Source organism: Mesorhizobium sp. ZC-5, assembly GCF_025753855.1.
Lineage (GTDB): Bacteria > Pseudomonadota > Alphaproteobacteria > Rhizobiales > Rhizobiaceae > Neomesorhizobium.
This window is the reverse complement of record NZ_JAOWPT010000002.1, coordinates 891267-913039: the sequence shown is the minus strand read 5'-3', so window position 1 is coordinate 913039 and position 21773 is coordinate 891267. Positions and strand designations below refer to the sequence as shown.

Here is a 21773-nt window from a genome sequence, read left to right as displayed (position 1 = left end):
GCCCACAGCATAGGCGGTTCGGAAGCTTCTCGCGACATTTCGAATACCGGTCATTCTACAGCCATTTCTTCCAGCGGAAAAACATCACCATGGCAAGCGCGACCACCGCCATGAAGCCGAGTGCGACAGGATAGCCGTAATAAGAGAGCAGTTCCGGCATGTTCCACGGTGAGGCGCCCGGATCGAAATTCATGCCCCAGATGCCGGCCAGGAAGGTCAGCGGAATGAAGATCGCCGAGACGATCGTCAGCACCCCGATGATCTCGTTGGTGCGCGACTGCGACAGCGACAGGTGCATCTCGATCAGGCCGATCATCATTTCCCGCTGCGACTCCACAGTCTCGGTCAATCGGATCGAGTGATCGAGGGTATCGTTGAAATAGACCTTGGTTTCCGCCGAGATGAACGACGCATCGGAGCGGACCAGCGTGGTCAGCGCATCGCGCAGCGGCCATAGAGTGCGTTTGAGCAGATTGGTAGCCCGCCTCAGGCCATGAAGCTGCCCGATCTGGTGCTTCCGCGGCGAAGCGAGCAATTCGTCTTCGATGCGGTCGACCGTATCGCCGGTCGCATCGACGATGGGGAAATAGCTATCCACCACCGCGTCGATCAGCGCGTAAGCGAGATAGTCGGCCTTGCGATGGCGCAGACGGCTTGGATTGGATTCGCGAATACGCCGCCGCACCGGCTCGAAGGGATCACCCTCGCGCTCCTGGAACGTGACGACGAAGTTCTCGCCAAAGAAAAAGGATATCTGTTCGTAACGAGCGCTTTTTGCGTCATCGATCATGCTGAGCACGAAGAAGGCATGATCGTCGAAGAAATCAGCCTTGGAGCGCTGGCCCGTGTTGACGGCATCCTCGAGCGCCAGTGGGTGCAGGCCGAAGATCTTTCCAATCTCTTCGATCAGGCCGATATTGGCGAGACCGACACAGTCGAGCCAGATCAGCGGCCATTTCTTGCAGGCAGCTGACACATCGTCGAGGCTGGCATTGTCGACAAACTTGCACTCGTCGGGCGAAATCAGGGTGAGGTTGAGCGCGGACTGGCGGGCCGAAGGGTCAGCGATCAGGGTGCCGGGCGATGAGCCCACCGGCGAGCGCTTGCGGTGCGGCCTGGCCCGGTTGCCCTTGGTTTCAGCCTCTGCCATCGCTTTTCGCCAGTTGGATCATCGGCGTCGATCCAATCGGAAACGTCGCGCGCCGGCAAGTCTCAAGCGGCAAACACACGTTTCGGTTTAAACATGCCGGCCTCGATCGCGCCGATCGCCACCAGCTTGCCACGTGCGGTGGCGCAAGCTTCATCGGCTTCCACCGGTGCATCGCGGCCGCGAATGATCACCGGATTGCCGAGCCTGATCTTCGCAGCCGCATCGTCGGTGAGCGCCACTTGCGGCAAACATTCCAGTGCCGCGCCCGTATCGATCAGCAGGGCATCCAGATCCGCATAACGGGTTCTGAAATCCTGAACGGGAGGAGCTTCGGCCTCACCTTCTCCGGCACTGACGATCGGAGCCGGCGCGGCCGCTTCCAACTCATCGAGCGTCACGAAGTCCTCAGCGGTAAAAGGTTCGACCTCGGTACGGCGCAATTCGGCGATATGGCCGAAGCAGCCGAGATCACGGCCCATATCACGCGCCAGCGAACGGACGTAAGTCCCCTTGCCGCACTCCACCTCGAAGATCGCATGGCCTTCGACGGTCGTTCCGACGAGGTCGAGCCGGCCGATTTCGACCTCACGCGCAGGAATGTCGACCGTCTCGCCCTCGCGGGCCAGGTCATAGGCGCGCTCGCCGCCGATCTTGATCGCCGAGAACTGCGGCGGCGTCTGCATGATGACACCGGTATATTTCGGCATCAGGGCGCGAATCTCCACTTCGGCCGGCCGCCGGTCCGAACTCCTGGTCACCGGCCCTTCGAGGTCGTCGGTCGAGCGCTCCTCGCCCCACGCGACGGTGAAGCGATAGACCTTGGCGCCGTCCATCACGTAAGGCACGGTCTTGGTCGCTTCGCCAAGCGCGATCGGCAGCATTCCCGATGCCAGCGGATCGAGCGTTCCGGCATGGCCGGCCTTCTCGGCATTGAACAGCCATTTGATCTTGGAGACAGCCTCGGTCGACCCCATGCCGACGGGCTTGTCGAACACCAGCCAACCGGAAACCGGCCGGCCCCTCTTCTTGCCGCGGCGCGCCATTATCCGGCATCCTTGTCGTCATCGGCATCCAGATCACGCGCCACTTCGGGCGAGCGCAGCAATTCGTCGATCCTGGCCATGTTGTCGTAGCTGGTATCCAGCCTGAACCTGAAGTCGGGCATGTATTTCATCTGTCGCAGAGCACCCGAAACCCGGCCGCGAATGAATTTGGCGTTGTTCGCCAAGGCCTTGATGACGGCATCATTGTCTTTGGCGCCGAGCGGCGAGACGTAGGCCGTGGCGATCTTGAGATCCGGCGACATGCGCACTTCGGAGACTGAAATCACCGCCGCCTCGATCACATCGTCACGCACCTCGCCGCGCGCAAGCACGTCGGACAGTGCATGGCGCACCTGCTCCCCGACGCGCAACTGGCGCTGGGATGGACCGGAAGATGATGTTCGAGGCATGGTTGGAAATCCTGAAATCGTGGAGCGAGGGATAGGACCGCGCCCACGTCTCGTGGTTGCGGACGGCGACAGGAGCCGCCGTCCATGATCGTGCGAAAAGGCCGACTAGAGCGTACGCGTCACCATCTCGACGCGGAAACATTCGATGATGTCGCCGACCCGCATGTCTTCGTAGTTCTGGAAGGCCATGCCGCATTCCTGGCCGCCCGGCACCTCCGCAACTTCGTCCTTGAACCGCTTCAGCGTCTTCAAGGTACCTTCGTGGATGACCACGTTGTCGCGGATCAGGCGAACGCCGGCACCACGTTCGACCTTGCCCTCGGTAACGCGGCAACCCGCGACCTTGCCGGTCTTGGTGATGTTAAACACTTCGAGAATCTCGGCATTGCCGATGAAGGTCTCGCGACGTTCCGGCGAAAGCAGACCCGACATCGCTGCCTTCACGTCATCCACAAGGTTGTAGATGATGTTGTAGTAGCGGATATCGATGCCTGCGGCTTCCGCCGCGGCGCGTGCCTGCGGATTGGCGCGCACATTGAAGCCGATCATGGCGGCGCCGGACGTCTCGGCGAGCGAAACATCGCTTTCGGTGATGCCGCCGGCGCCAGAATGGACGATCCGCGCCCGTACCTCGTCGGTGCCGAGCTTGTCGAGCGCCGAGATAATGGCTTCGACCGAGCCCTGGACATCGCCCTTGATGAGCAATGGGAACTCTTTCAGCCCGCTGGCCTGCAACTGCGACATCATCTGTTCGAGCGAACCGCGCTGCCCGGCATGCTTCGCCACCGCCTTGTCGTGGGACAGGCGCTGACGATACTCGGTGATTTCGCGGGCCCGAGCCTCGTTGTTGACAACGGCGAACCGGTCACCCGCCTGCGGCGTTCCCTGCAGACCCAGAACCTCGATCGGCATGGCCGGAGGCGCCTCCTTGATCTGCGCGCCCCGGTCGGTGATCAGGGCGCGGACACGGCCCCACTCGTTGCCGGCGACAAGAATGTCGCCGGGCATCAGCGTGCCAGTCTGCACCAGCACCGTTGCGACCGGGCCGCGGCCTTTGTCCAGCTTGGCTTCGATCACGACGCCTTCCGCGGTACGATCCGGATTGGCCTTGAGGTCGAGCAGTTCGGCCTGCAGCAGGATCGCTTCGAGAAGCTTGTCCAGGTTGGTGCCCTTGGTCGCCGAAACCTCGACGTCCAGCACTTCGCCGCCCATCGATTCGACGAACACCTCATGCTGGAGGAGCTGGGTGCGCACCTTCTGCGCATCCGCCGACGGCTTGTCGATCTTGTTGATGGCCACGATGATCGGAACACTAGCAGCCTTGGCATGGCTGATCGATTCGATCGTCTGCGGCATCACGCTGTCGTCAGCCGCCACCACCAGGATTGCGATATCGGTGGCCTGCGCGCCGCGGGCTCGCATTGCGGTGAATGCGGCGTGGCCGGGCGTGTCGATGAAGGTGATCTTCTGGCCGTTCTTCTCGACCTGATAGGCGCCGATATGCTGGGTGATGCCACCGGCTTCGCCCGACACCACATTGGCGTTGCGGATAGCGTCGAGCAGCGAGGTCTTGCCGTGGTCGACGTGGCCCATGATGGTGACCACCGGCGGCCGCGCGACAAGATCTTCCGGCCGGTCGGCGATGTTGAACAGGCCTTCCTCGATGTCGGACTCGGCGACGCGGCGAACCGTATGGCCGAATTCGGACGCCACCAACTCAGCGGTGTCGGCATCGATCACGTCGCCGGGCTTCATGATCTGTCCCTGCTTCATGAAGTATTTGACGACATCCACAGCACGCTCAGACATGCGCTGTGCGAGTTCCTGGATGGTGATCGTTTCGGGCAGGATCACTTCGCGCATCACCTTTTCACGCGGCTCATTATGCATCGCGCGCTTGAATTTCTCTTGGCGGCGGCGCATCGCCGAGAGCGAACGAGCACGCGCGTCGCCGTCTTCCGAAGACAGCGCGCTGTTGAGCGTCAGCTTGCCGCGGCGACGGTCTTCCTCGCCCTTGGTCTTCGTCGGACGCGTCACCTCCGGAGTGACGATGCGGCGCACAGGCGCCCCGGCACCGCTCCGTTTTGGCTTGGCGTCGTCTTCATCGGCAACCGCCAGGTCGGCGGCCAACGGTGCGCGGCGGCGCGCTTCTTCCTCGGCCCGGCGGCGGGCTTCGGCCTCGGTCTGCAGGCGCGCTTCTTCCTCGGCCTGGCGACGTGCGGAGTCGTCGCGTTCGCGACGGCGGCGTTCGTCTTCCTCGGCCCGGCGCTTGGCGTCTTCGGCTGCCCGCTTGCGCTCTTCGACCTCGCGTATCTTCGATCCCTCGAGCGCGCGGCGCCGAGCTTCCATCTCTCCCGTCGAGAGTTCATTCAGCACGACAACAGGGCCCTTGGCCACTTCCGGGACCGGAGGCTTGGGTGCTTCCACAACTGCTGGCGCAACCGGTGGCTTCGGCTTGAAGACGGTTACAGCAGGGGCTGCCTCAGGCTTCTCGCCAGGTATGGAAAACTTGCGCTTCTTGGTTTCGACGACGACCTGCTTGGTGCGCCCGTGCGAGAAGTTCTGACGTACCGTACCCTGCGTCACGCCGGCCGGCTTCAGGCTCAAGGTCTTCTTCACGTTGACGCTCAGCGTCTTGTCGTCGTCGGATTTCGTATCGCTCATTCCGTATCCTCTGCGGCGGTCGCCGCAACCGTCAACCGGTTCTCCGGGGTGCCGCCCCGGTATCGGTCAAGCGCAACCATGCGCTTCAGCGCCGCCTTTCCCGCGTCTCCCGCGAGAACGGCAGCATGTATCACATTTGTACCGCCCAATGCCAAACCCAATTCGGCCTCCGAAAAAAGTTTGTAGGCGGGTATTTCCGGGCCTTCCGCATGCAGTACGGCCCGACGCGCCTGTGCGATCTTGCGAACGCCGTCTTCGGATGCCTCGTCGGCGTGAAGCACTGCCGCAGCCTTGCCGCTGCGCACCGTGCTCTCGACCTTGGCGGCACCCAGGGCGATGGCACCGCCCTTTCGTGCAAGCCCCAGCGCTCCAAGCGCCGATCTGGCGAGAAGCGCGTCGACCATCGCGCCAAGTTCCGGAGGAACGCTGACTTTCGTCTTCAGCGCGCGTTCGAAATGGTTCTTCGAGGCGGCCCGATCGACATGCGCCCGATCCGCCAGCACCCAGCAGCCGCGGCCGGGAAGATTTCTCTTCAAGTCAGGAACGATGGCCGAATCCGGCCCGACAACGAACCGGATCAGTTCATCCGGCGAAGCCGCCTTGCGCGTTACAATACATGTGCGCTCGTTCATGTCTTTCAAGAGCGTCTCCGGTTCGATGCGCGCTCACGTCACGCACCGACAACCTCTTCGGCGGCAGCCTCTTCCTCGGCTGCAAGATCTTCCTCGGTGATCCAGCCGGCCTTCAGCCGCGCCGTCATGACCATCTGCTCGGCGTCGGCGCGCGACACGGAATGCGCTGCGAAAACGCCCGGAAATACCTTGGTCTCGCCGTCCTTGCGTTCTTTCCAGCCGGTGAGGTCGTCGACGGCGTAGCCGGCAAAATCCTCGATCGTCTTCACGCCGTCTTCGCCGAGCGTAACCAGCATCGCGGTGGTGATGCCGGGGAGTTCACGCAATTCGTCGGCGACACCGAGTTCGTTGCGCTTGGCATCCTGCTCCGCCTCGATCTTCTCCAGATATTCGCGGGCGCGCTGCTGAATTTCGCTTGCCGTGTCCTCATCGAAGCCATCGATCGAGGCGATCTCTTCGGCGTCGACGTAGGCCACTTCCTCAACGCTGGTGAATCCTTCGGAAGCCAGCACCTGGCCGACCATCTCGTCGACGTTCAGCGCCTCCATGAACAGCGTCGAACGCTCGACAAATTCCTTCTGGCGGCGCTCGGATTCTTCCTGCTCGGTCAGAATGTCGATGTCCCAACCGGTCAGCTGCGAGGCGAGGCGGACATTCTGGCCGCGGCGACCGATGGCCAGCGAAAGCTGGTCGTCGGGAACCACGACCTCGATCCGCTCGGCATCCTCGTCGAGCACGACCTTGGCGACTTCCGCCGGCTGCAAAGCATTGACGATGAAAGATGCAGCATCCTGCGACCAGGGGATGATATCGATCTTTTCACCCTGCAACTCGCCGACAACGGCCTGAACGCGGCTGCCGCGCATGCCGACGCAGGCGCCGACGGGGTCGATCGAGGAATCGCGGGAAATCACGGCGATCTTGGCGCGCGAGCCCGGGTCGCGGGCGACCGACTTGATCTCGATGATGCCGTCGTAGATTTCCGGCACTTCCATGGTGAACAGTTTCGCCATGAACTGCGGATGCGTGCGCGACAGGAAAATCTGCGGGCCACGCTGTTCGCGCCGCACGTCGTAGACATAGGCGCGGACGCGATCGCCGTATTTGTAGTTTTCACGCGGGATCAGTTCGTCGCGACGGATGATCGCTTCGCCGCGGCCGAGATCGACGATGACGTTGCCGTATTCGACACGCTTGACGGTGCCGTTGACGATCTCGCCGATGCGGTCCTTGTACTCGTCGTACTGCCGGTCGCGTTCAGCCTCGCGCACCTTCTGCACGATCACCTGCTTGGCGGATTGCGCGGCGATGCGGCCAAAATCCATCGGCGGCAGCTGCTCGGCGATGAAGTCGCCAAGCTGCGCATCCGGATTGCGTTCACGCGCCGAAGTCAGCGCGATCTGGCGCGCGTAATCCTCGACATCGTCGACCACTTCCATCAGCCGCTGGAGCTTCATCTCGCCGGTGTTCGGATTGATGTCGGCACGGATGTTGGTCTCCTGACCGTAGCGCGACCGCGCGGCCTTCTGGATCGCATCGGCCATCGCCGCGATCACGATCGACTTGTCGATAGCCTTCTCGCGAGCCACCGCGTCGGCGATCTGCAAGAGTTCCAGTCTGTTTGCACTGACTGCCATTGTCGTCTCCCTGATGCTCGGATGGCCATCATGCGGCCGCGGCATCTATTCAAATTTCGGTTTCGGTTCGTCTTCTTCGATCGTATCCGGCTCGCCGCGGCGCTTGCGCGCTTCCTGACGTGCCTTCTTGTCCTTCGTCAGCGCCTCGCGAACGAGGTCGTCCGTCAGGATCAGCCGGGCTTCGGCGATCGCCTCATAAGGCACGCGCACTGTCGGTTCGTCGCCATAGGCGGGCTGGTCCCGTTCGATCAGAACATCGTCGGTGCCAGCCTCGGCAATCTTGCCGCGAAAGCGCTTGCGCTCCGCGACGAGGATAGAGGTTTCCATCTTCACCAGGTGACCGGTCCACGTCACGAAATCCGATTTGCGGACCAGCGGGCGGTCGATCCCCGGCGAGGACACCTCCAGGTGGTACGCCTTTTCGATCGGATCCTCGACGTCGAGAACTGGCGAAAGGGCGCGGCTCACCGTCTCGCAATCCTCGACAGTCATGGTGCCGTCTTCACGCTCAGTCATGATCTGAAGGGTCAGTCCATTCTGTCCGGAGAGCCTGACCCGAACCAGCCTGAAATCGATGGCGCGAAGCACAGGTTCGACGATCATGGCGACACGCGCATCGACACCGCTCTCGCGGATGATGCGGTCGTCGCCGATTTCGCCTGCTGGCGCCATTGAGGTCATTCCGTCTCCAAACCTGCGGCAGGTAACAAAAAAGAGCGGGACCGGGTGGACCCACTCTTCGTCATACCGACCAAGAATTTGAGCCAGATATAGACGAAGCCATGGTTTCTTTCAAGCCCTTGGCGCAGCCGGCCTGCCGGCGCGGTTAGTATCGTGACTGATGCGTATAGCGCATGGCACCGATGCAACAACCCCACTGTTTGTAACCCCACGAACTTACTATCTTTGCTGCAATGCAGCAGGCGACTAGTGCGCCGCACAATGCGCAAAGGAGAATTCCATGACCACTCGCAAAACTTTTTCGGCGATCGGCGGCTTTTTCAGCACGTTCGGCAGCGCCGTAGCGGTATCGAGGGCTGTGAATGCCGGTCGCAAGCCGCATAGCCGCGACCTGCGCATTCTTGGCATCGACCCGGCCCAGTTCGATACGATTCGTCGATTCTAAGTCGGCCACGCCGCAGGAATTTCCGCGGCCGAAGGAAGGGCGCGCTATTTCCTCACGAATGTGAGGTATGCCGGCGTACGCCCTTCACGCAGGGCCTTCGCTTCATAGCGGGTCCCCGGCCAGCCGGTATAAGGCTGGTGCCAGTTGTTCGCTTCCACCGCCTGCCATTCGAATGCCCGATGGGCGCGGCAATGAAGCAACGTCCAGTTCACATAGGTATCGATGTCCGAGGCAAAGCGGAAAACGCCGCCGGGCTTCAACGCGCGCGCGAAACGGTCGAGATTGGTCGAACTGACGAATCGGCGCTTCCAGTGCTTTTTCTTCGGCCAGGGGTCGGGATAAAGCAGCGCCAGGCCGTCGAGCGAAGCATCCGGCAGCCAATCGAGCAGGCGGGTCGCGTCGTCGTCAAAAATCCTGACATTTCCGCGTGGGTGACCCGCGAGAGCCATCATCAGCTTCGCCATGCCGTTGACGAAGGGCTCGACGCCGATCAGCCCCGTCCGCGGATTGGTCTCGGCGTCGTGCAGGAGGTGTTCGCCACCACCAAAGCCGATTTCGAGGCGTACTTCGGATACATCAGCCTGGAAAAGCGCACTGAGGTTTCCCGGCGCGGGAACAGACAGATCTATCCGATATCGCGGTAGAATTGTTTCGAGCGCTTCGGCCTGCATTGGCCGAAGCGTCTTGCCGTGCCGGCGACCGTAAAACGCTTCCGTGGATCGGCTGCGCCGCTCGCCGGTCGTCATCAAGTTCAGGCCGCTGCGCGTTCCTTGCCGTTCACCGCATCCTTGAGGGCTTTTGCGAGATCGGTCTTTTCCCAGGAGAAGGAACCATCGCGGCCAGCCTTGCGGCCGAAATGGCCGTAAGACGATGTCTTGGCATAAATCGGCTTGTTGAGATCGAGATGCTTGCGGATGCCGGACGGCGAAAGGTCCATGACCGTCCGCAGAGCGTCTTCCAGCTTGCCCTCGTCGACCTTGCCGGTGCCGTGAAGGTCGACATAGACCGACAGGGGCTGGGCGACGCCGATGGCGTAGGAGAGCTGGATGGTGCAGCGGTCGGCGAGGCCGGCCGCCACGACGTTCTTGGCAAGGTAGCGCGCGGCATAGGCCGCCGACCGGTCGACCTTGGTCGTGTCCTTGCCGGAAAACGCGCCGCCGCCATGGGGCGCCGCGCCACCGTAGGTATCGACGATGATCTTGCGGCCCGTGAGGCCCGCATCGCCGTCGGGGCCGCCGATGACAAACTTGCCGGTCGGGTTGATGAACCAGTTGCAATCCTTGGCGATCTCGAGGTCTCCAAGCGCTTCGAGAATGTAAGGCTCGACGACCTTGCGCACCTTCTTCGAATCCCAGCTTCCATCGAGGTGCTGGGTCGAGAGCACGATTTGGGTAACTTCCTTGGCCTTGCCGTCGACATAACGGACGGTCACCTGGCTCTTGGCGTCGGGACCGAGCTTGCCGGCTTCGCCCTTGCCTTCGTGGCGGGCGGCGGCGAGCAATTCGAGGATCTTGTGGGCGTAGTAGATCGGCGCCGGCATCAGGTCAGGCGTCTCGCGGCAAGCATAGCCGAACATGATGCCCTGGTCACCCGCGCCCTCCTCGCCCTGCTTGTCGGCGGCGTTGTCGACGCCCTGGGCGATATCGGCGGACTGGCCGTGCAGCAGCACGTCGATCTTAGCGGTCTTCCAGTGGAAACCGCTCTGCTCGTAGCCGATGGCGCGGATCGCTTTGCGGGCGACCGACTTGAACTTCGACGGGTTGATGATCGGAAATTCCTTGGCATCCTCGAGGATGTTGCCGTTCTTGTCCTGCTTGAGCAGAGACTTCGGGACGCGAACCTCGCCGGCGATCACCACGCGGTTGGTGGTGGCCAGCGTCTCGCAGGCGACGCGGACGTCCCAGGCGTCCATGCCTGACTTCTTGGCCTCACGGTAGACCAGATCGACGATCTCGTCGGAGATGCGATCGCAAACCTTGTCGGGATGGCCTTCGGAAACGGATTCACTGGTGAAAAGGTAATTCTGGCGCGCCACGGGTGTCCCCTCTTGAAAAAATGCCGGCAGCAGCGCCGGATCAGGCGGAGACCGTGTAGCGAACGCGGATCGAACTCGTCAAGCCATCTTTGGGGAACATGCATCATACCGCCGGCACCAACCGGCGGTAAACCGCGTCAACATCGAGCGCCTCCGGCCCTCGACGAATCCTGATTCACTCTTCGTCGTCGGCAGCCAACGCCTTTACCAGATCAACGACCTTTCGCCGAACCTTGGCATCGTTGATCCGTACAAAAGCCCGGTTGAGCTGGAGGCCCTCCGGGCTGTTGAGGAAATCAACGACATATGTTGTCGAACTGTCTTCGGCCAAACCTCCAGCAGGACCCGCTTCGTGCCCGGGCGCATCTTCGAAAAAGAAGGCTACCGGCACGTTGAGTATCGAAGCGATCGCTTGCAACCGGCTCGCCCCGACCCGGTTGGTCCCTTTTTCGTATTTCTGGATCTGCTGGAATGTTATGCCGAGGCTTTCGCCAAGTTTTTCCTGGCTCATCCCCAGCATGTTTCGACGAAGCCGTATACGGCTGCCCACGTGAATATCAATCGGATTCGGTTTCTTCTTGTTTTCTGCCATTTTTTCCTCGCCGTTCGGACGGCTTTTTTATTTGCTTATTCCCGGCTTCCGGGCTGGTCGATCCAAAAGCCCCTGGTTATTAGATGGATACCAAACCGAAAGTTCCCAGAACAATACAATATGAGTTTCTAATATACATCCTGTCAATTCGGTCGTAGGCGCTGCCGCAAGCGCATTCCACAGGCAAAACCGAACAGGACGAGCAAAACGAGCGGGCCAACGAATCGCTGATCCGCGAAACTCATGCTGGACTGGTTGGGAAACGACACCGTCACATCCAGCACGCCCGCGGTGTTGATCGCCAAAGCGTCAACGACGCGCCCTCGATCGTCGATGAACCCCGAGATGCCGGTATTGGCGGCGCGGACCAATGGCTGGCTGGTTTCGACCGCCCTGATCTGAGCCTGCCGGAAATGCTGGTAGGGTCCTGGCGTATCCCCGAACCAGGCGTCGTTGGTGACGTTCACGATGAGGTCCGACATCGCGGTATCGTGTTTCACCATGTCGGGAAAAATGATCTCGTAGCAGATGAAGGGCACCGCGCGAATGGCGCCGGCAAGCGTTACGGCATGGCGCTGGTTGCCAGCCGAAAAGGTCATCGGGAATTGTACGATCTTCTCGATGCCGATGCTCGCAAGCATATCTTCGAACGGCAGATATTCGCCGAACGGAACAAGATGCACCTTGTCGACCGCATCGACGATCTCGCCGGCATCGTTGATAGCGACGACGGAGTTGTAGTAGCGCGCATTCGCGTTGGAACCAGAACTTCCCTCCGCCCGCACGGCGCCTGCCATTAATATCTGACCGTCCCCGAGCAGTTCCCCGATCGCCACCAGTGCGTCCGGGCGTTCGGTGAAGAGAAAAGGTACCGACGTTTCCGGCCAAAGGATCAATTGCGGCTTCTTGCCATCTGCGAGCGCTGGCTGTGCCGACAGGTCGAGCATCGTCCTGAAGATGCGGTCGCGGACCTCGCCATCCCATTTCTCGGTCTGCAGGATCGAGGGCTGGACAATTCTCACCGCCAGCGAACGTGCCGACGCACCCTCCGGTCCGGAAAGGCGCCAATAACCGAATCCGACGTGAGCGATGGCCAACGCCGCCGCCAGAACGAGGCCGGTTCGAAGATGCCTGTTCGATGCGAGCAGCGCCGGCATCGAAAAAACGAAAACGGCGAGTGCGTTCATGCCGATGACGCCGACCACGGAAACCGATTGCATCAGTAGCGGGATCGGCATGGCCGCATAGCCAATCGGGTTCCACGGAAAGCCGGTAAAAACAACGGAGCGCAGCCATTCCGCCACCCCGAACCCGACCGCGAGCGATGCGATCCGGCCAATATCGCCAGTCCAGAACAGTCGTGCCAGAACAGCCGCCAGGCCGTAAAAAACAGCCAGCAGCGCCGGCAAAGCAAGGACTGCGAGCGGCAGTGCCCAGGCAAAATCGTCCGCCTCGACCAGCAGCGCGCCGCCGACCCACCACAATCCGGTGACGAAATAACCAAAGCCGAACCACCAGCCGACCGCGAAGGCCGGGACGAGCCGCTTCAGGAAGCGGGCGGGCGGTTCGGCGGTGGCCCCGTCCAGCAGCCAGACGAGCACCGGAAAGGAGACGAAGCAGACGGCAAAAAAATCATAGGGTGCCTGGGCGAGGACTGCCAGCGCGCCAGCGGCGAATGCGACAAGCGCCCGGCGCCAGCCCCACAGCAATATTATCCTGCCGGCAAGCCGGTCCATGCCCATATCCCGTAGAATCAACCCCCGAGAGATGTATCAGGCGGGGGCCAAGGTTCCAAACTCGTGGTGATTTGTTTTGCGGTTCAGGCTTGCTGTTCGCGAACCCGGCGGCGGCGCTCGCCCTTGGGATCATGGACGATACGCACACGTTTGACCCGTCGCGGATCGGCGTCGAGGACATGGAACTCGAAACCCGGAATGGCCTGAACAACTTCACCCCGTGCCGGGACACGGCCCAGCGTGTTGAAGATCATGCCGCCGATCGTGTCGACATACTCGCCATGCTCGCCGGGCTTGAAGTCCTCGCCGATCTTGGCGGCGACATCGTCGATCTCGGCCTTGGCGTCGACGATGAACACGCCATCGCCGGTCTGGGTGATCAGCGGCTCGTCGTCATCGTGCTCGTCTTCGATGTCGCCAACCACCATTTCGACGATGTCTTCAAGCGAGACGAGGCCGTCGGTGCCGCCATATTCATCGATCACAAGCGCCATCTGAGTTCGCGCCGCCTGCATGCGCGCCATCAGGTCGGAGGCCAGCATCGACGGCGGCACGAACAGCACGCTGCGGATCAGGTTCAACTCGCCGATCGATTTGGTGAGATCGACATTGGCAAGGTCGAGCGCCGCGGGCCGCGCCGCGGCCGCCTTGGTCGCACGTCCCTTCTTCACCCGTGCAAGCCGGGTGATATGGCCCATGATATCGCGAATATGGATCATGCCGCGCGGATCATCGAGCGTTTCGGCGTAAACCGGCATGCGCGAATGTCCCGATTGCTCGAAAACGTTCAACAGCGCGCCAAGCGTTGTCGATATCTCCACCGCCTCGACATCGGCGCGCGGCACCATCACGTCCTCGACCCGGACCTCGCGCAGCCGCAGGATGTTGTTGAGCATGGCCCGTTCGCCGGGCGAGAACGCAGCTTCGTCCGCCGCACTCTCGGCCAGGGCATCAGCCAGATCCTCACGCAGGTTGGAGCCGTTGCGCGGCTTGAAAAGGCCGGCTAGCCGCTCGAATAAGGAAGGACGCTCGGGGGAAGGCTGGTCGGCCGGACTCGGACCGTCGTCAGACTGGCCGGAGGCCCGGGATTCCTCGCCCTTCTCGGATTCGGGGGCAGATTTGATGATGTCGTTCATCTTCGTCCGTGAATTACCATTTCCTGTTACGCGTAGGGATCGGGAATGGCAAGCCGCGCAAGCGCCCGCCTCTCGACCAATTCCATCGCCTCCGCGTCCACCTCGACCTCATGATCGTACCCGAGAAGATGCAGAAGGCCATGCGTAATAAGATGTGTCAGATGGTGCTCGAACGGCTTCTCTTCCAGAGCCGCCTCCCGTGAAATGGTCTCCGATGCCAGGACGATGTCGCCCAGCATCGGCGGCAATGCGCCCCCAAGCTTCGGCGGGAATGCCGGAAAGGACAGCACGTTGGTCGGCTTGTCCTTCTCCCGCCAGCCGGCATTGAGCGCGCGGATGCTGGCGTCGTCGGTGAAGACGAGGCTCAGTTCGGTAGCCGGAGCCTCGATCCCGGCTTCGGCAAAGACGGCTGCGATCGCGCGCCGCGCCAATCCGAGGAGATTGGCTTCGACGGGCCAGTCGCCCGCCTCGATCAGGATATCGATCTCGACGGCCGCGATGAGTGACAGGTCGATTTCCGGCGCCAGCGGTCGGCCAAGGGTATTCTTCATGGCATTCCGCCGGTCAGCCCTTGCTCATCCTGCTCCGCGTGCCTTTTTACCATCACGATCGTAAGCCTGCACGATTTCGGCGACGAGCGGATGACGGACCACGTCGGTCTCGTTGAAGCGCACGGTGACGATGCCCGGCACACCTTCGAGGATGCGCAGCGCCTCGACGAGCCCGGACTTCGTGTTGGGCGGCAGGTCGATCTGCGACGGGTCGCCGGTGACGATCATGCGGGCATTCTCGCCGAGGCGAGTCAGGAACATCTTCATCTGCATCGGCGTGGTGTTCTGCGCCTCGTCGAGGATGACGGCAGCATGCGCCAGCGTGCGGCCACGCATGAAGGCCAGCGGCGCGATCTCGATGACCTCGGCGGCGATCGCCCGCTCGACCTTGTCGGCCGGCATCATGTCGTAGAGCGCGTCGTAGAGTGGGCGGAGATAAGGATCGACCTTTTCCTTCATGTCTCCCGGCAGGAAACCCAGCCGCTCGCCGGCCTCTACCGCCGGTCGCGACAGCACAATGCGCTCGACCAGCCCGCGCTCGAGCAGCATCGCCGCATAGGCAACCGCGAGATAGGTCTTGCCGGTGCCGGCAGGGCCGACGCCAAATACCATTTCCGACCGTTCGAGCGCCCGCATATAGGCGTCCTGGTTGAGCGAGCGGGCATAGATGGTGCGCTTGCGGGTGGCGATCTGCGCCGCCGCCATCTTGCCCTTGCGCTCCAGCGTCGGCAGAGTCAGCTGGTCGTCGGCAGCGATCGCCATGCGCACCGCCCCGTCGACGTCGGACTGGGCGATCTCGGCGCCCTTCTGCAGGATGCTGTAGAGATGGTCGAGCGCCCGGCGGGCCTGTTCGGCGGCGGCGGCGTTTCCCTTTATGGTCAGCTGGTTGCCGCGCGAACGGATGTCCACGCCGAGCTTCTGTTCCAGCCGGGCCAGGTTTTCGTCGAACTGACCGTAGAGCGAACTTGCAAGCTTGTTGTTGTCGAAGGTCAGAACGATGTGCGCCATGTCAGATGCCCCGGAGGGCACGTTCTTCAATTCCGTGGTGGCGCTCAACCGTCTCTCCTCATTGGCCGGCATCACACCGGCTCGGCGAACAGGCTGGCGGGACCTGCCTTGGTGATTCGCACCTGGATAATGTCACCGATTTCACCGGCCTTTTCATCAACAATCACCGGCTGCAGCCAAGGCGACCGCCCGACCCGCTGGCCTGCCTGACGGCCCGGCTTTTCGATCAGCAAATCCATCGTCTTGCCGACCGATCCAACGGTGAAATCGCGCAGTTGTTCCGCGAGCAGCGCCTGCAGACGCTGCAGCCGCTCGTCCTTCACATCCTCGGGCACATGATCCGCCATGTCGGCGCCCGGCGTACCGGGACGCGGCGAATATTTGAACGAGAAGGCCTGCGCGTAACGAACCTGCCGCACCAGGGCCAGCGTCGCTTCGAAATCCTGCTCCGTCTCGCCGGGGAAGCCGACGATAAAATCACCCGACATGGCGATGTCCGGCCGCACTGTCCGGATACGATTGATCAGCCGGAGATAATCGGCGCCGGTGTGCCGGCGGTTCATCGCCTTCAGGATGCGATCGGAGCCGGACTGAACCGGCAGATGCAGGTAGGGCATGACGGCGGAAAGGTCGCGATGCGCCGCGATCAGTTCGTCGTCCATGTCGCGCGGGTGGCTGGTGGTGTAGCGCAACCGGGCAAGGCCGGGGATTTCGGCGAGGCGGAACAGCAGGCGGCCGAGACCCCATTCGCTGCCGTCAGGCCCCTCACCATGCCAGGCATTGACGTTCTGGCCGAGCAGGGTCAGTTCGCGCACGCCGGCTTCGGCAAGCTTTTCCGCCTCGGCAACAATCTGCGCCACCGGGCGGGAGACCTCGGAACCGCGCGTATAAGGCACCACGCAGAAGGTGCAGAACTTGTCACAGCCTTCCTGTACGGTGAGAAACGCAGTCACGCCGCGGCCGATGATCTCGTTGCGCCTGGGCTGGGGCAGGTGCTCGAACTTGTCCTCGATCGCGTATTCCGTCTCGACGACCTTTTCACCGCCGCGCACTTTTCTCAAAGCGTCAGGCAGCCGGTGATAGGTCTGCGGGCCGATGACAAGATCGACCACTGGTGCGCGCCTGAGGATTTCCCGGCCTTCTGCCTGCGCCACGCAACCGGCGACGCCGATCATCATCTCGCGGCCGTGTTCGGCGCGCTCGGCCTTGATCTTGCGCAGCCGTCCGAGTTGCGAATAGACCTTTTCCGCAGCCTTCTCCCGGATATGGCAGGTGTTGATCAAGACCAGATCGGCATCCTCGACCGTTTCGGTTGCCACATAGCCGTCGGCCGACAACGCATCGCTCATGCGCTGCGAGTCGTAGACATTCATCTGGCAGCCATAGGTCTTGAGGAAGACCTTCTTCGGCGCCACGGGCTTTTCCAAATGGGCAACCGGCACGGCCGGCGCCATCTCTTCGGTGATTTCGTTCAAATCCATGCGGCGGCTTTTAACGCTTCCCGATGACAAAAAACAGACGATTCTGCCGCCTCGCGCATCATCGTGCCCGCTGCCGCGTCCGCAGCGCCTCGAGCATCATGGTACGCACCTCGCCTTCGACGCGCCGGGTGACCTGTTTGCGATCGCTGCCTGCCTTGAACTCCAGCGGCTCGCCGAACTGCACCTCGACATCCATGGCGCGCTCGCGCAACACGTCCAGCAGGTGCGGCACGAGATCGGCATCGCCGATCCACGACGCCGCGACCCGGTGCTGGCGACCCATCGGCATGCCCTGCAGTTTCGTATAGGCGATCGCCACCGGCTGTATGTAGACCGTTTCCGCATTGCTGTTGCCCAGCGCCAGGCGTGCGGCGCCGAACAGCGTGCTCTTGAACGGCAGCAGATGATTACCGTCGCCGGTGCTGCCCTCGGCAAACAGCACGACCGCGTCGTTGCCGGCCAGACGGCCGGCGATCTCGCCGGCCTGGTCGCCTGATCTGCCCTTGCGCTCACGCTCGACGAACACCGTGCGCTGCAAGCGGGCCAGCGAGCCGAACACCGGCCAGCCGGCGACGTCCGACTTGGCGATGAACGCGACGTCGGCCAGCGAGCCGATGACCATGATGTCGGTCCAGGAAATGTGGTTCGAGGCGATGAGCAAGGGGCGCTGCGGGGCGATCGTCCCCCGAACGTGAACGCGCAGACCCAAGGCCTTGAGGACTATTCGGTGCCAGAACCGGGGGACCGTCCCCGGGTTGAAAAGCCCGGTTTTCAACACCAGCATCTGCAAGGGCGCCATGACCAGCGTGGCGATGCAGATCAAAAGCAGGGCGAGCCCAATCCGGATCGAACCGATCATCCCGCCGCCACGCTCCGTCTCCCCGGGGATTCCGCTAACGAAGATCACGCCGCATGACAAGCGCATTGGACTTCCGGTTGTCCTCACCCTGATAATAGGCCGGGCGCTTGCCGACCTCGCGAAAACCCAGGCGGCGGTAGAGCGCGATCGCCGGCGCGTTGGTCTCGTCGACTTCGAGGAACAGCGCCTCGGCGCGCTGTGCATGCAGCCGGCGCAGCACGGCATCCATCAATTGCCGGCCAAGGCCCTGCCGGCGATGCGCGCGCGACACTGCGACCGTCAGGATTTCCGCTTCGCCGACAGCCAACCGCGCCAGAACGAACCCCACCGGTCCCGCCCTGCCCTTGCCGGTCTCAAAGGCGGCGAAGCCGAAGACGGTGTTCTGGGCGAGCAGGTCTGAAAACTCGTTTCCCGTCCACGGCCTTGCGAAATCCTCGCGATGCAGCACCGAAAGCGCCGCGCTGTGGCTGCGCGCCAGTGGCAGGATCGAATAGTCGCGCATCCGTGGCTGGATGAAAGGCAGCCGCATTATCCAGCGCTCCTCGGCAGGATGAGGCCAGCTTGAGGTTTCGCATCCGGCTCGCGCAAATAGACCGGCTTCGGCTTTTCGGCGTCTGGGTCTCTTGCTGCGGCCAGGCTCGCGTAGACGCCGATATCGGCAGTCGCGGCGAGCGACCCGACATCGAAGATATCGGATGCGGCGGCTTCGGCGGCCATGGCAGCGGCGGACCCGGCAAGCACGGGGCGATATTCCCTGGCCAGCAAGGCCGCATCCTGCAAGTTGATCACCGCCGGAGCGTACAGGATGTTCCCGAATTCATCGTAAATTGCCGCATAGAGTTCCTCGCGCCGGGCATCGATGGCGACCATGACGGGCCGTGCGGGAAATTGCCGGCGCGTTTCCGCGGCTATGGCTTCAAGGGTGGTGATCCCGGTTGCCGGTATCCTGAGCGCAAGTGCGAGGCCCCGCGCGGTCGCGACACCGACGCGGACGCCGGTGAACGAGCCCGGACCGGTGGAGACCGCGATGCGGCCGAGAGAGGGGTAACCGACATCGGCCGCCTTCAAAGTTTCCTCGATCACGCCCATCAGCAATTCGGCGTGGCCCTTGCCGATATCGCGCACGACCCGGCCGCGTTCGCGGCCGGTGTCAATGTCGAGGACGCAGGCAGCGCAGAGATTAGCTGATGTGTCGATGGCAATGAGGTTCATGGGAGGGCGCGCTCGAGGGCAGCGCGGAAGGCAAGCGCCCTACGTTGCCCCCCTCTGTCCTGCCGGACATCTCCCCCGCAAGGGGGGAGATCAGCCGTCCGCTTGGTCGCATTTTTCTTTGCAACGTTCGAGATTGTTGAATTCGAGAATGAAGGCCAATCTCCCCCCTTGCGGGGGAGACGTCCGGCAGGACAGAGGGGGGCAACGTAGGGTGCCATCTATCGCATCCGGGTTCCTGCGCGACCCTATCCCGCCGCCTTCAGCTCCAGCCGCCGTTTATGCAACACCGGCTCGGTGTAGCCGTTCGGCTGGGCGCGGCCCTGGAGCACAAGGTCGCAGGCGGCTTGGAAGGCGATCGAATTGTCGAAATCCGGCGCCATCGGCCGGTAGAGCGGATCGCCCTCGTTCTGCCGGTCGACGACCGCCGCCATGCGCTTCATCGTCTCCATCACCTGGTCGCGCGAACAGACGCCGTGATGCAGCCAGTTGGCGATGTGCTGCGAGGAGATGCGCAGCGTGGCGCGGTCTTCCATCAGGCCTACATCGTTGATGTCGGGCACTTTCGAGCAGCCGACGCCCTGGTCGATCCAGCGCACGACATAGCCCAGAATGCCCTGGGCGTTGTTGTCGAGTTCCTTCTGGATCTCTTCCGGCGTCCAGTTGGGGCGCACCGCGACCGGAACGGACAGGATGTCATCGAGTTTCGCCTTCGGGCGGTTCTTGAAACCTTCCTGCACGGCGTGCACATCGACCTTGTGGTAGTGCGTAGCGTGCAGCGTAGCTGCGGTCGGCGACGGCACCCAGGCCGTGTTGGCGCCGGCTTTCGGATGGGCGATCTTCTCAACCAGCATCGCCGCCATCAGGTCGGGCATCGCCCACATGCCCTTGCCGATCTGGGCATGACCGGCAAGCCCGCATTCCAGGCCGGTGTCGACATTCCAGGCCTCGTAGGCGGAAATCCATGCCGCCTGCTTCATGTCGCCCTTGCGGATCATCGGGCCGGCTTCCATCGAGGTGTGGATCTCGTCGCCGGTGCGATCGAGGAAGCCGGTGTTGATGAAGACGACGCGCTCCCTGGCGGCGCGGATACATTCCTTAAGGTTGACCGTGGTGCGGCGCTCCTCGTCCATGATGCCCATTTTCAGGGTGTTCGGCTGCATGCCCAGTGCCTGTTCGACACGGCCGAAGAGTTCGACGGCGAAAGCCACCTCCTCCGGCCCATGCATCTTCGGCTTGACGATATAGACCGAGCCCGCCCGCGAATTGGCGCGGCGACCGTTCGGCCCGACATCATGCAGCGCGATCAGGCTGGTCAGCATGGCGTCCATGATGCCTTCCGGCACCTCGTTGCCGTCACGGTCGAGGATCGCCGGGTTGGTCATCAGGTGGCCGACGTTGCGCACCAGCATCAGGGAGCGGCATTTCGCAACGAAGGTGGAGCCGTCGGGGGCGTTGTAGTCGAGGTCCGGATTGAGCTTGCGGGTAAAGGTCTTGCCGCCCTTGCTAACCTCTTCCTCGAGATCGCCCTTCATCAGGCCGAGCCAGTTGCGGTAGACGGCGACCTTGTCTTCCGCGTCGACAGCGGCGACGGAGTCCTCGCAATCCTGGATGGTGGTCAGCGCCGCTTCCAGCCAGACATCCGAGATGTGGGCGGGGTCGTCCTTACCGATCGTGGAGTCGGGATCGATGAGGATTTCGATGTGCAAACCGTTGTTCTCAAGCAGGAACTGGGTCGGCGATGCCGCATCTTCCAGGTAGCCTGCGAACTGCGCGGGACGTTTCAGGCCGGTTGCGCGTCCGCCATCAAGGGTGACGGCAAGCGCGCCATCCTTTATCGAAAAACCTCTGGCGTCCTGCCATTTCGCACCGTCGAGCGGTGCGGCTTCGTCAAGGAAGTCCTTCGCCCAGGCAATGACCTTGGCGCCGCGCTTCGGGTTGTAGCTCTTGCCCTTTTCCGCGCCGCCGGTCTCGGGAATGGCGTCGGTGCCGTAGAGCGCATCATAAAGCGAACCCCAGCGCGCATTGGCGGCGTTCAGCGCATAACGCGCATTCATGACCGGCACGACGAGTTGCGGGCCGGCGATGGTGGCGATCTCGGGATCGACATTCTCCGTGGTGACGGTGAAGGCGGGACCTTCTTCGAGCAGATAGCCGATCTTCTTCAGGAACGCCTTGTAGGCCGCCATGTCGGAGGGTGCGCCGTTGGCGCGGTGCCAGGCGTCGATTTTTTCCTGCAGTTCATCGCGTTTGGCCAGCAATGCGCGATTTTTGGGAGACAGATCGTGGACTATCGCCGAAAAGCCTTGCCAGAAGGCGGTTTCGTCGACTCCAGTGCCGGGAAGCGCTTCCTTCGACACGAAGTCGGCGAGCTGCCTTGCCACCTGCAAACCAGCCCGGTCAATGCGATCCGTCATCCGTTCGTCTCCAAGAAATCCAGCCAAAGGACCTAGTTTCCCCGGGCGTTTGGCATGTCGCGCCGCAAGGGTCAATTCATCGGAAGT

At 62.4% G+C, this 21773-nt stretch carries 20 protein-coding genes; 1 reads left to right on the top strand and 19 read right to left on the bottom strand.

The window, feature by feature from the left end; translation table 11 throughout:
- Positions 1-55: 55 nt before the first annotated feature.
- The 7 genes from corA to rimP form a co-directional block, all read right to left on the bottom strand.
- Entirely contained in the window at positions 56-1150 is a 1095-nt protein-coding gene (corA, locus tag OHD58_RS07780) for a magnesium/cobalt transporter CorA (RefSeq protein WP_263802526.1), read from the bottom strand.
- Positions 1151-1212: 62 nt separating this feature from the next.
- Complete coding sequence (gene truB / locus OHD58_RS07775; RefSeq protein WP_263802525.1) at positions 1213-2193, bottom strand: tRNA pseudouridine(55) synthase TruB; 981 nt, start codon at positions 2191-2193, stop codon at positions 1213-1215.
- Positions 2193-2603 carry a 30S ribosome-binding factor RbfA gene (gene rbfA / locus OHD58_RS07770; protein WP_263802524.1) on the bottom strand — a complete coding sequence of 137 codons (411 nt, stop codon included), beginning with the start codon at positions 2601-2603 and terminating at the stop codon, positions 2193-2195. Before rbfA ends, truB begins: the two co-directional genes overlap by 1 nt.
- 105 nt (positions 2604-2708) lie before the next feature.
- On the bottom strand, positions 2709-5267 hold the full coding sequence (gene infB / locus OHD58_RS07765) for a translation initiation factor IF-2 (protein ID WP_263802523.1): 2559 nt from the start codon (positions 5265-5267) through the stop codon (positions 2709-2711).
- Positions 5264-5899, bottom strand: coding sequence for an RNA-binding protein (locus OHD58_RS07760; RefSeq protein WP_263802747.1), 636 nt, complete (start codon positions 5897-5899; stop codon positions 5264-5266). Before OHD58_RS07760 ends, infB begins: the two co-directional genes overlap by 4 nt.
- Positions 5900-5937: 38 nt before the next feature.
- On the bottom strand, positions 5938-7536 hold the full coding sequence (gene nusA, locus OHD58_RS07755) for a transcription termination factor NusA (protein WP_263802522.1): 1599 nt from the start codon (positions 7534-7536) through the stop codon (positions 5938-5940).
- 45 nt (positions 7537-7581) lie between these two features.
- Positions 7582-8208, bottom strand: coding sequence for a ribosome maturation factor RimP (rimP, locus tag OHD58_RS07750; protein WP_263802745.1), 627 nt, complete (start codon positions 8206-8208; stop codon positions 7582-7584).
- A gap of 289 nt (positions 8209-8497) precedes the next feature.
- On the opposite strand from rimP, the gene OHD58_RS07745 reads away from it, so the two are divergent.
- On the top strand, positions 8498-8662 hold the full coding sequence (locus OHD58_RS07745; protein ID WP_263802521.1) for a hypothetical protein: 165 nt from the start codon (positions 8498-8500) through the stop codon (positions 8660-8662).
- A 44-nt stretch (positions 8663-8706) separates the two neighbouring features.
- On the opposite strand, the gene trmB is transcribed toward OHD58_RS07745, so the two are convergent.
- The 12 genes from trmB to OHD58_RS07685 form a co-directional block, all read right to left on the bottom strand.
- On the bottom strand, positions 8707-9408 hold the full coding sequence (gene trmB / locus OHD58_RS07740) for a tRNA (guanine(46)-N(7))-methyltransferase TrmB (RefSeq protein ID WP_263802520.1): 702 nt from the start codon (positions 9406-9408) through the stop codon (positions 8707-8709).
- A 5-nt stretch (positions 9409-9413) separates the two neighbouring features.
- Positions 9414-10697: a methionine adenosyltransferase gene (gene metK, locus OHD58_RS07735; protein ID WP_318528241.1), complete on the bottom strand. Its 1284-nt coding sequence runs from the start codon at positions 10695-10697 to the stop codon at positions 9414-9416.
- A 175-nt stretch (positions 10698-10872) separates the two neighbouring features.
- On the bottom strand, positions 10873-11289 hold the full coding sequence (locus OHD58_RS07730) for a helix-turn-helix domain-containing protein (protein ID WP_263802518.1): 417 nt from the start codon (positions 11287-11289) through the stop codon (positions 10873-10875).
- 143 nt (positions 11290-11432) lie between these two features.
- Entirely contained in the window at positions 11433-13025 is a 1593-nt protein-coding gene (gene lnt, locus OHD58_RS07725) for an apolipoprotein N-acyltransferase (protein WP_263802517.1), read from the bottom strand.
- Between the two features lie 83 nt (positions 13026-13108).
- Positions 13109-14161, bottom strand: coding sequence for a hemolysin family protein (locus tag OHD58_RS07720; RefSeq protein WP_263802516.1), 1053 nt, complete (start codon positions 14159-14161; stop codon positions 13109-13111).
- A 26-nt stretch (positions 14162-14187) separates the two neighbouring features.
- The gene (gene ybeY / locus OHD58_RS07715) at positions 14188-14712 is read right to left on the bottom strand and encodes an rRNA maturation RNase YbeY (RefSeq protein ID WP_263802514.1); all 525 of its coding nucleotides are present in this window, start codon (positions 14710-14712) and stop codon (positions 14188-14190) included.
- Positions 14713-14736: 24 nt separating this feature from the next.
- Positions 14737-15792, bottom strand: coding sequence for a PhoH family protein (locus OHD58_RS07710; RefSeq protein WP_263802513.1), 1056 nt, complete (start codon positions 15790-15792; stop codon positions 14737-14739).
- A complete protein-coding gene (miaB, locus tag OHD58_RS07705; protein WP_412177184.1) occupies positions 15792-17174 on the bottom strand; it encodes a tRNA (N6-isopentenyl adenosine(37)-C2)-methylthiotransferase MiaB in 1383 nt (460 codons plus the stop codon). The genes OHD58_RS07710 and miaB overlap by 1 nt, the downstream gene beginning before the upstream one ends.
- Before the next feature lie 85 nt (positions 17175-17259).
- Positions 17260-18060, bottom strand: a complete 801-nt coding sequence (locus tag OHD58_RS07700) for a lysophospholipid acyltransferase family protein (RefSeq protein ID WP_263802512.1) — start codon at positions 18058-18060, stop codon at positions 17260-17262.
- Between the two features lie 34 nt (positions 18061-18094).
- Positions 18095-18589 (bottom strand): ribosomal protein S18-alanine N-acetyltransferase, encoded by a 495-nt coding sequence (rimI, locus tag OHD58_RS07695; protein WP_263802511.1) that lies wholly within the window; start codon positions 18587-18589, stop codon positions 18095-18097.
- The gene (tsaB, locus tag OHD58_RS07690; RefSeq protein WP_263802510.1) at positions 18589-19272 is read right to left on the bottom strand and encodes a tRNA (adenosine(37)-N6)-threonylcarbamoyltransferase complex dimerization subunit type 1 TsaB; all 684 of its coding nucleotides are present in this window, start codon (positions 19270-19272) and stop codon (positions 18589-18591) included. Before tsaB ends, rimI begins: the two co-directional genes overlap by 1 nt.
- 245 nt (positions 19273-19517) lie before the next feature.
- Entirely contained in the window at positions 19518-21686 is a 2169-nt protein-coding gene (locus OHD58_RS07685) for a malate synthase G (protein WP_263802509.1), read from the bottom strand.
- Between the last annotated feature and the right edge of the window lie 87 nt (positions 21687-21773).

Excerpts from the sequence above, each read along its gene's own strand:
- corA (WP_263802526.1), bottom strand. The coding sequence starts at position 1,150 with ATGGCAGAGGCTGAAACCAAGGGCAACCGGGCCAGGCCGCACCGCAAG.
- truB (WP_263802525.1), bottom strand. The coding sequence starts at position 2,193 with ATGGCGCGCCGCGGCAAGAAGAGGGGCCGGCCGGTTTCCGGTTGGCTG.
- rbfA (WP_263802524.1), bottom strand. The coding sequence starts at position 2,603 with ATGCCTCGAACATCATCTTCCGGTCCATCCCAGCGCCAGTTGCGCGTC.
- infB (WP_263802523.1), bottom strand. The coding sequence starts at position 5,267 with ATGAGCGATACGAAATCCGACGACGACAAGACGCTGAGCGTCAACGTG.
- OHD58_RS07760 (WP_263802747.1), bottom strand. The coding sequence starts at position 5,899 with ATGAACGAGCGCACATGTATTGTAACGCGCAAGGCGGCTTCGCCGGAT.
- nusA (WP_263802522.1), bottom strand. The coding sequence starts at position 7,536 with ATGGCAGTCAGTGCAAACAGACTGGAACTCTTGCAGATCGCCGACGCG.
- rimP (WP_263802745.1), bottom strand. The coding sequence starts at position 8,208 with ATGGCGCCAGCAGGCGAAATCGGCGACGACCGCATCATCCGCGAGAGC.
- OHD58_RS07745 (WP_263802521.1), top strand. The coding sequence starts at position 8,498 with ATGACCACTCGCAAAACTTTTTCGGCGATCGGCGGCTTTTTCAGCACG.
- trmB (WP_263802520.1), bottom strand. The coding sequence starts at position 9,408 with ATGACGACCGGCGAGCGGCGCAGCCGATCCACGGAAGCGTTTTACGGT.
- OHD58_RS07730 (WP_263802518.1), bottom strand. The coding sequence starts at position 11,289 with ATGGCAGAAAACAAGAAGAAACCGAATCCGATTGATATTCACGTGGGC.
- lnt (WP_263802517.1), bottom strand. The coding sequence starts at position 13,025 with ATGGACCGGCTTGCCGGCAGGATAATATTGCTGTGGGGCTGGCGCCGG.
- OHD58_RS07720 (WP_263802516.1), bottom strand. The coding sequence starts at position 14,161 with ATGAACGACATCATCAAATCTGCCCCCGAATCCGAGAAGGGCGAGGAA.
- ybeY (WP_263802514.1), bottom strand. The coding sequence starts at position 14,712 with ATGAAGAATACCCTTGGCCGACCGCTGGCGCCGGAAATCGACCTGTCA.
- OHD58_RS07710 (WP_263802513.1), bottom strand. The coding sequence starts at position 15,792 with ATGCCGGCCAATGAGGAGAGACGGTTGAGCGCCACCACGGAATTGAAG.
- miaB (WP_412177184.1), bottom strand. The coding sequence starts at position 17,174 with ATGGCGCCGGCCGTGCCGGTTGCCCATTTGGAAAAGCCCGTGGCGCCG.
- OHD58_RS07700 (WP_263802512.1), bottom strand. The coding sequence starts at position 18,060 with ATGATCGGTTCGATCCGGATTGGGCTCGCCCTGCTTTTGATCTGCATC.
- rimI (WP_263802511.1), bottom strand. The coding sequence starts at position 18,589 with ATGCGGCTGCCTTTCATCCAGCCACGGATGCGCGACTATTCGATCCTG.
- tsaB (WP_263802510.1), bottom strand. The coding sequence starts at position 19,272 with ATGAACCTCATTGCCATCGACACATCAGCTAATCTCTGCGCTGCCTGC.
- OHD58_RS07685 (WP_263802509.1), bottom strand. The coding sequence starts at position 21,686 with ATGACGGATCGCATTGACCGGGCTGGTTTGCAGGTGGCAAGGCAGCTC.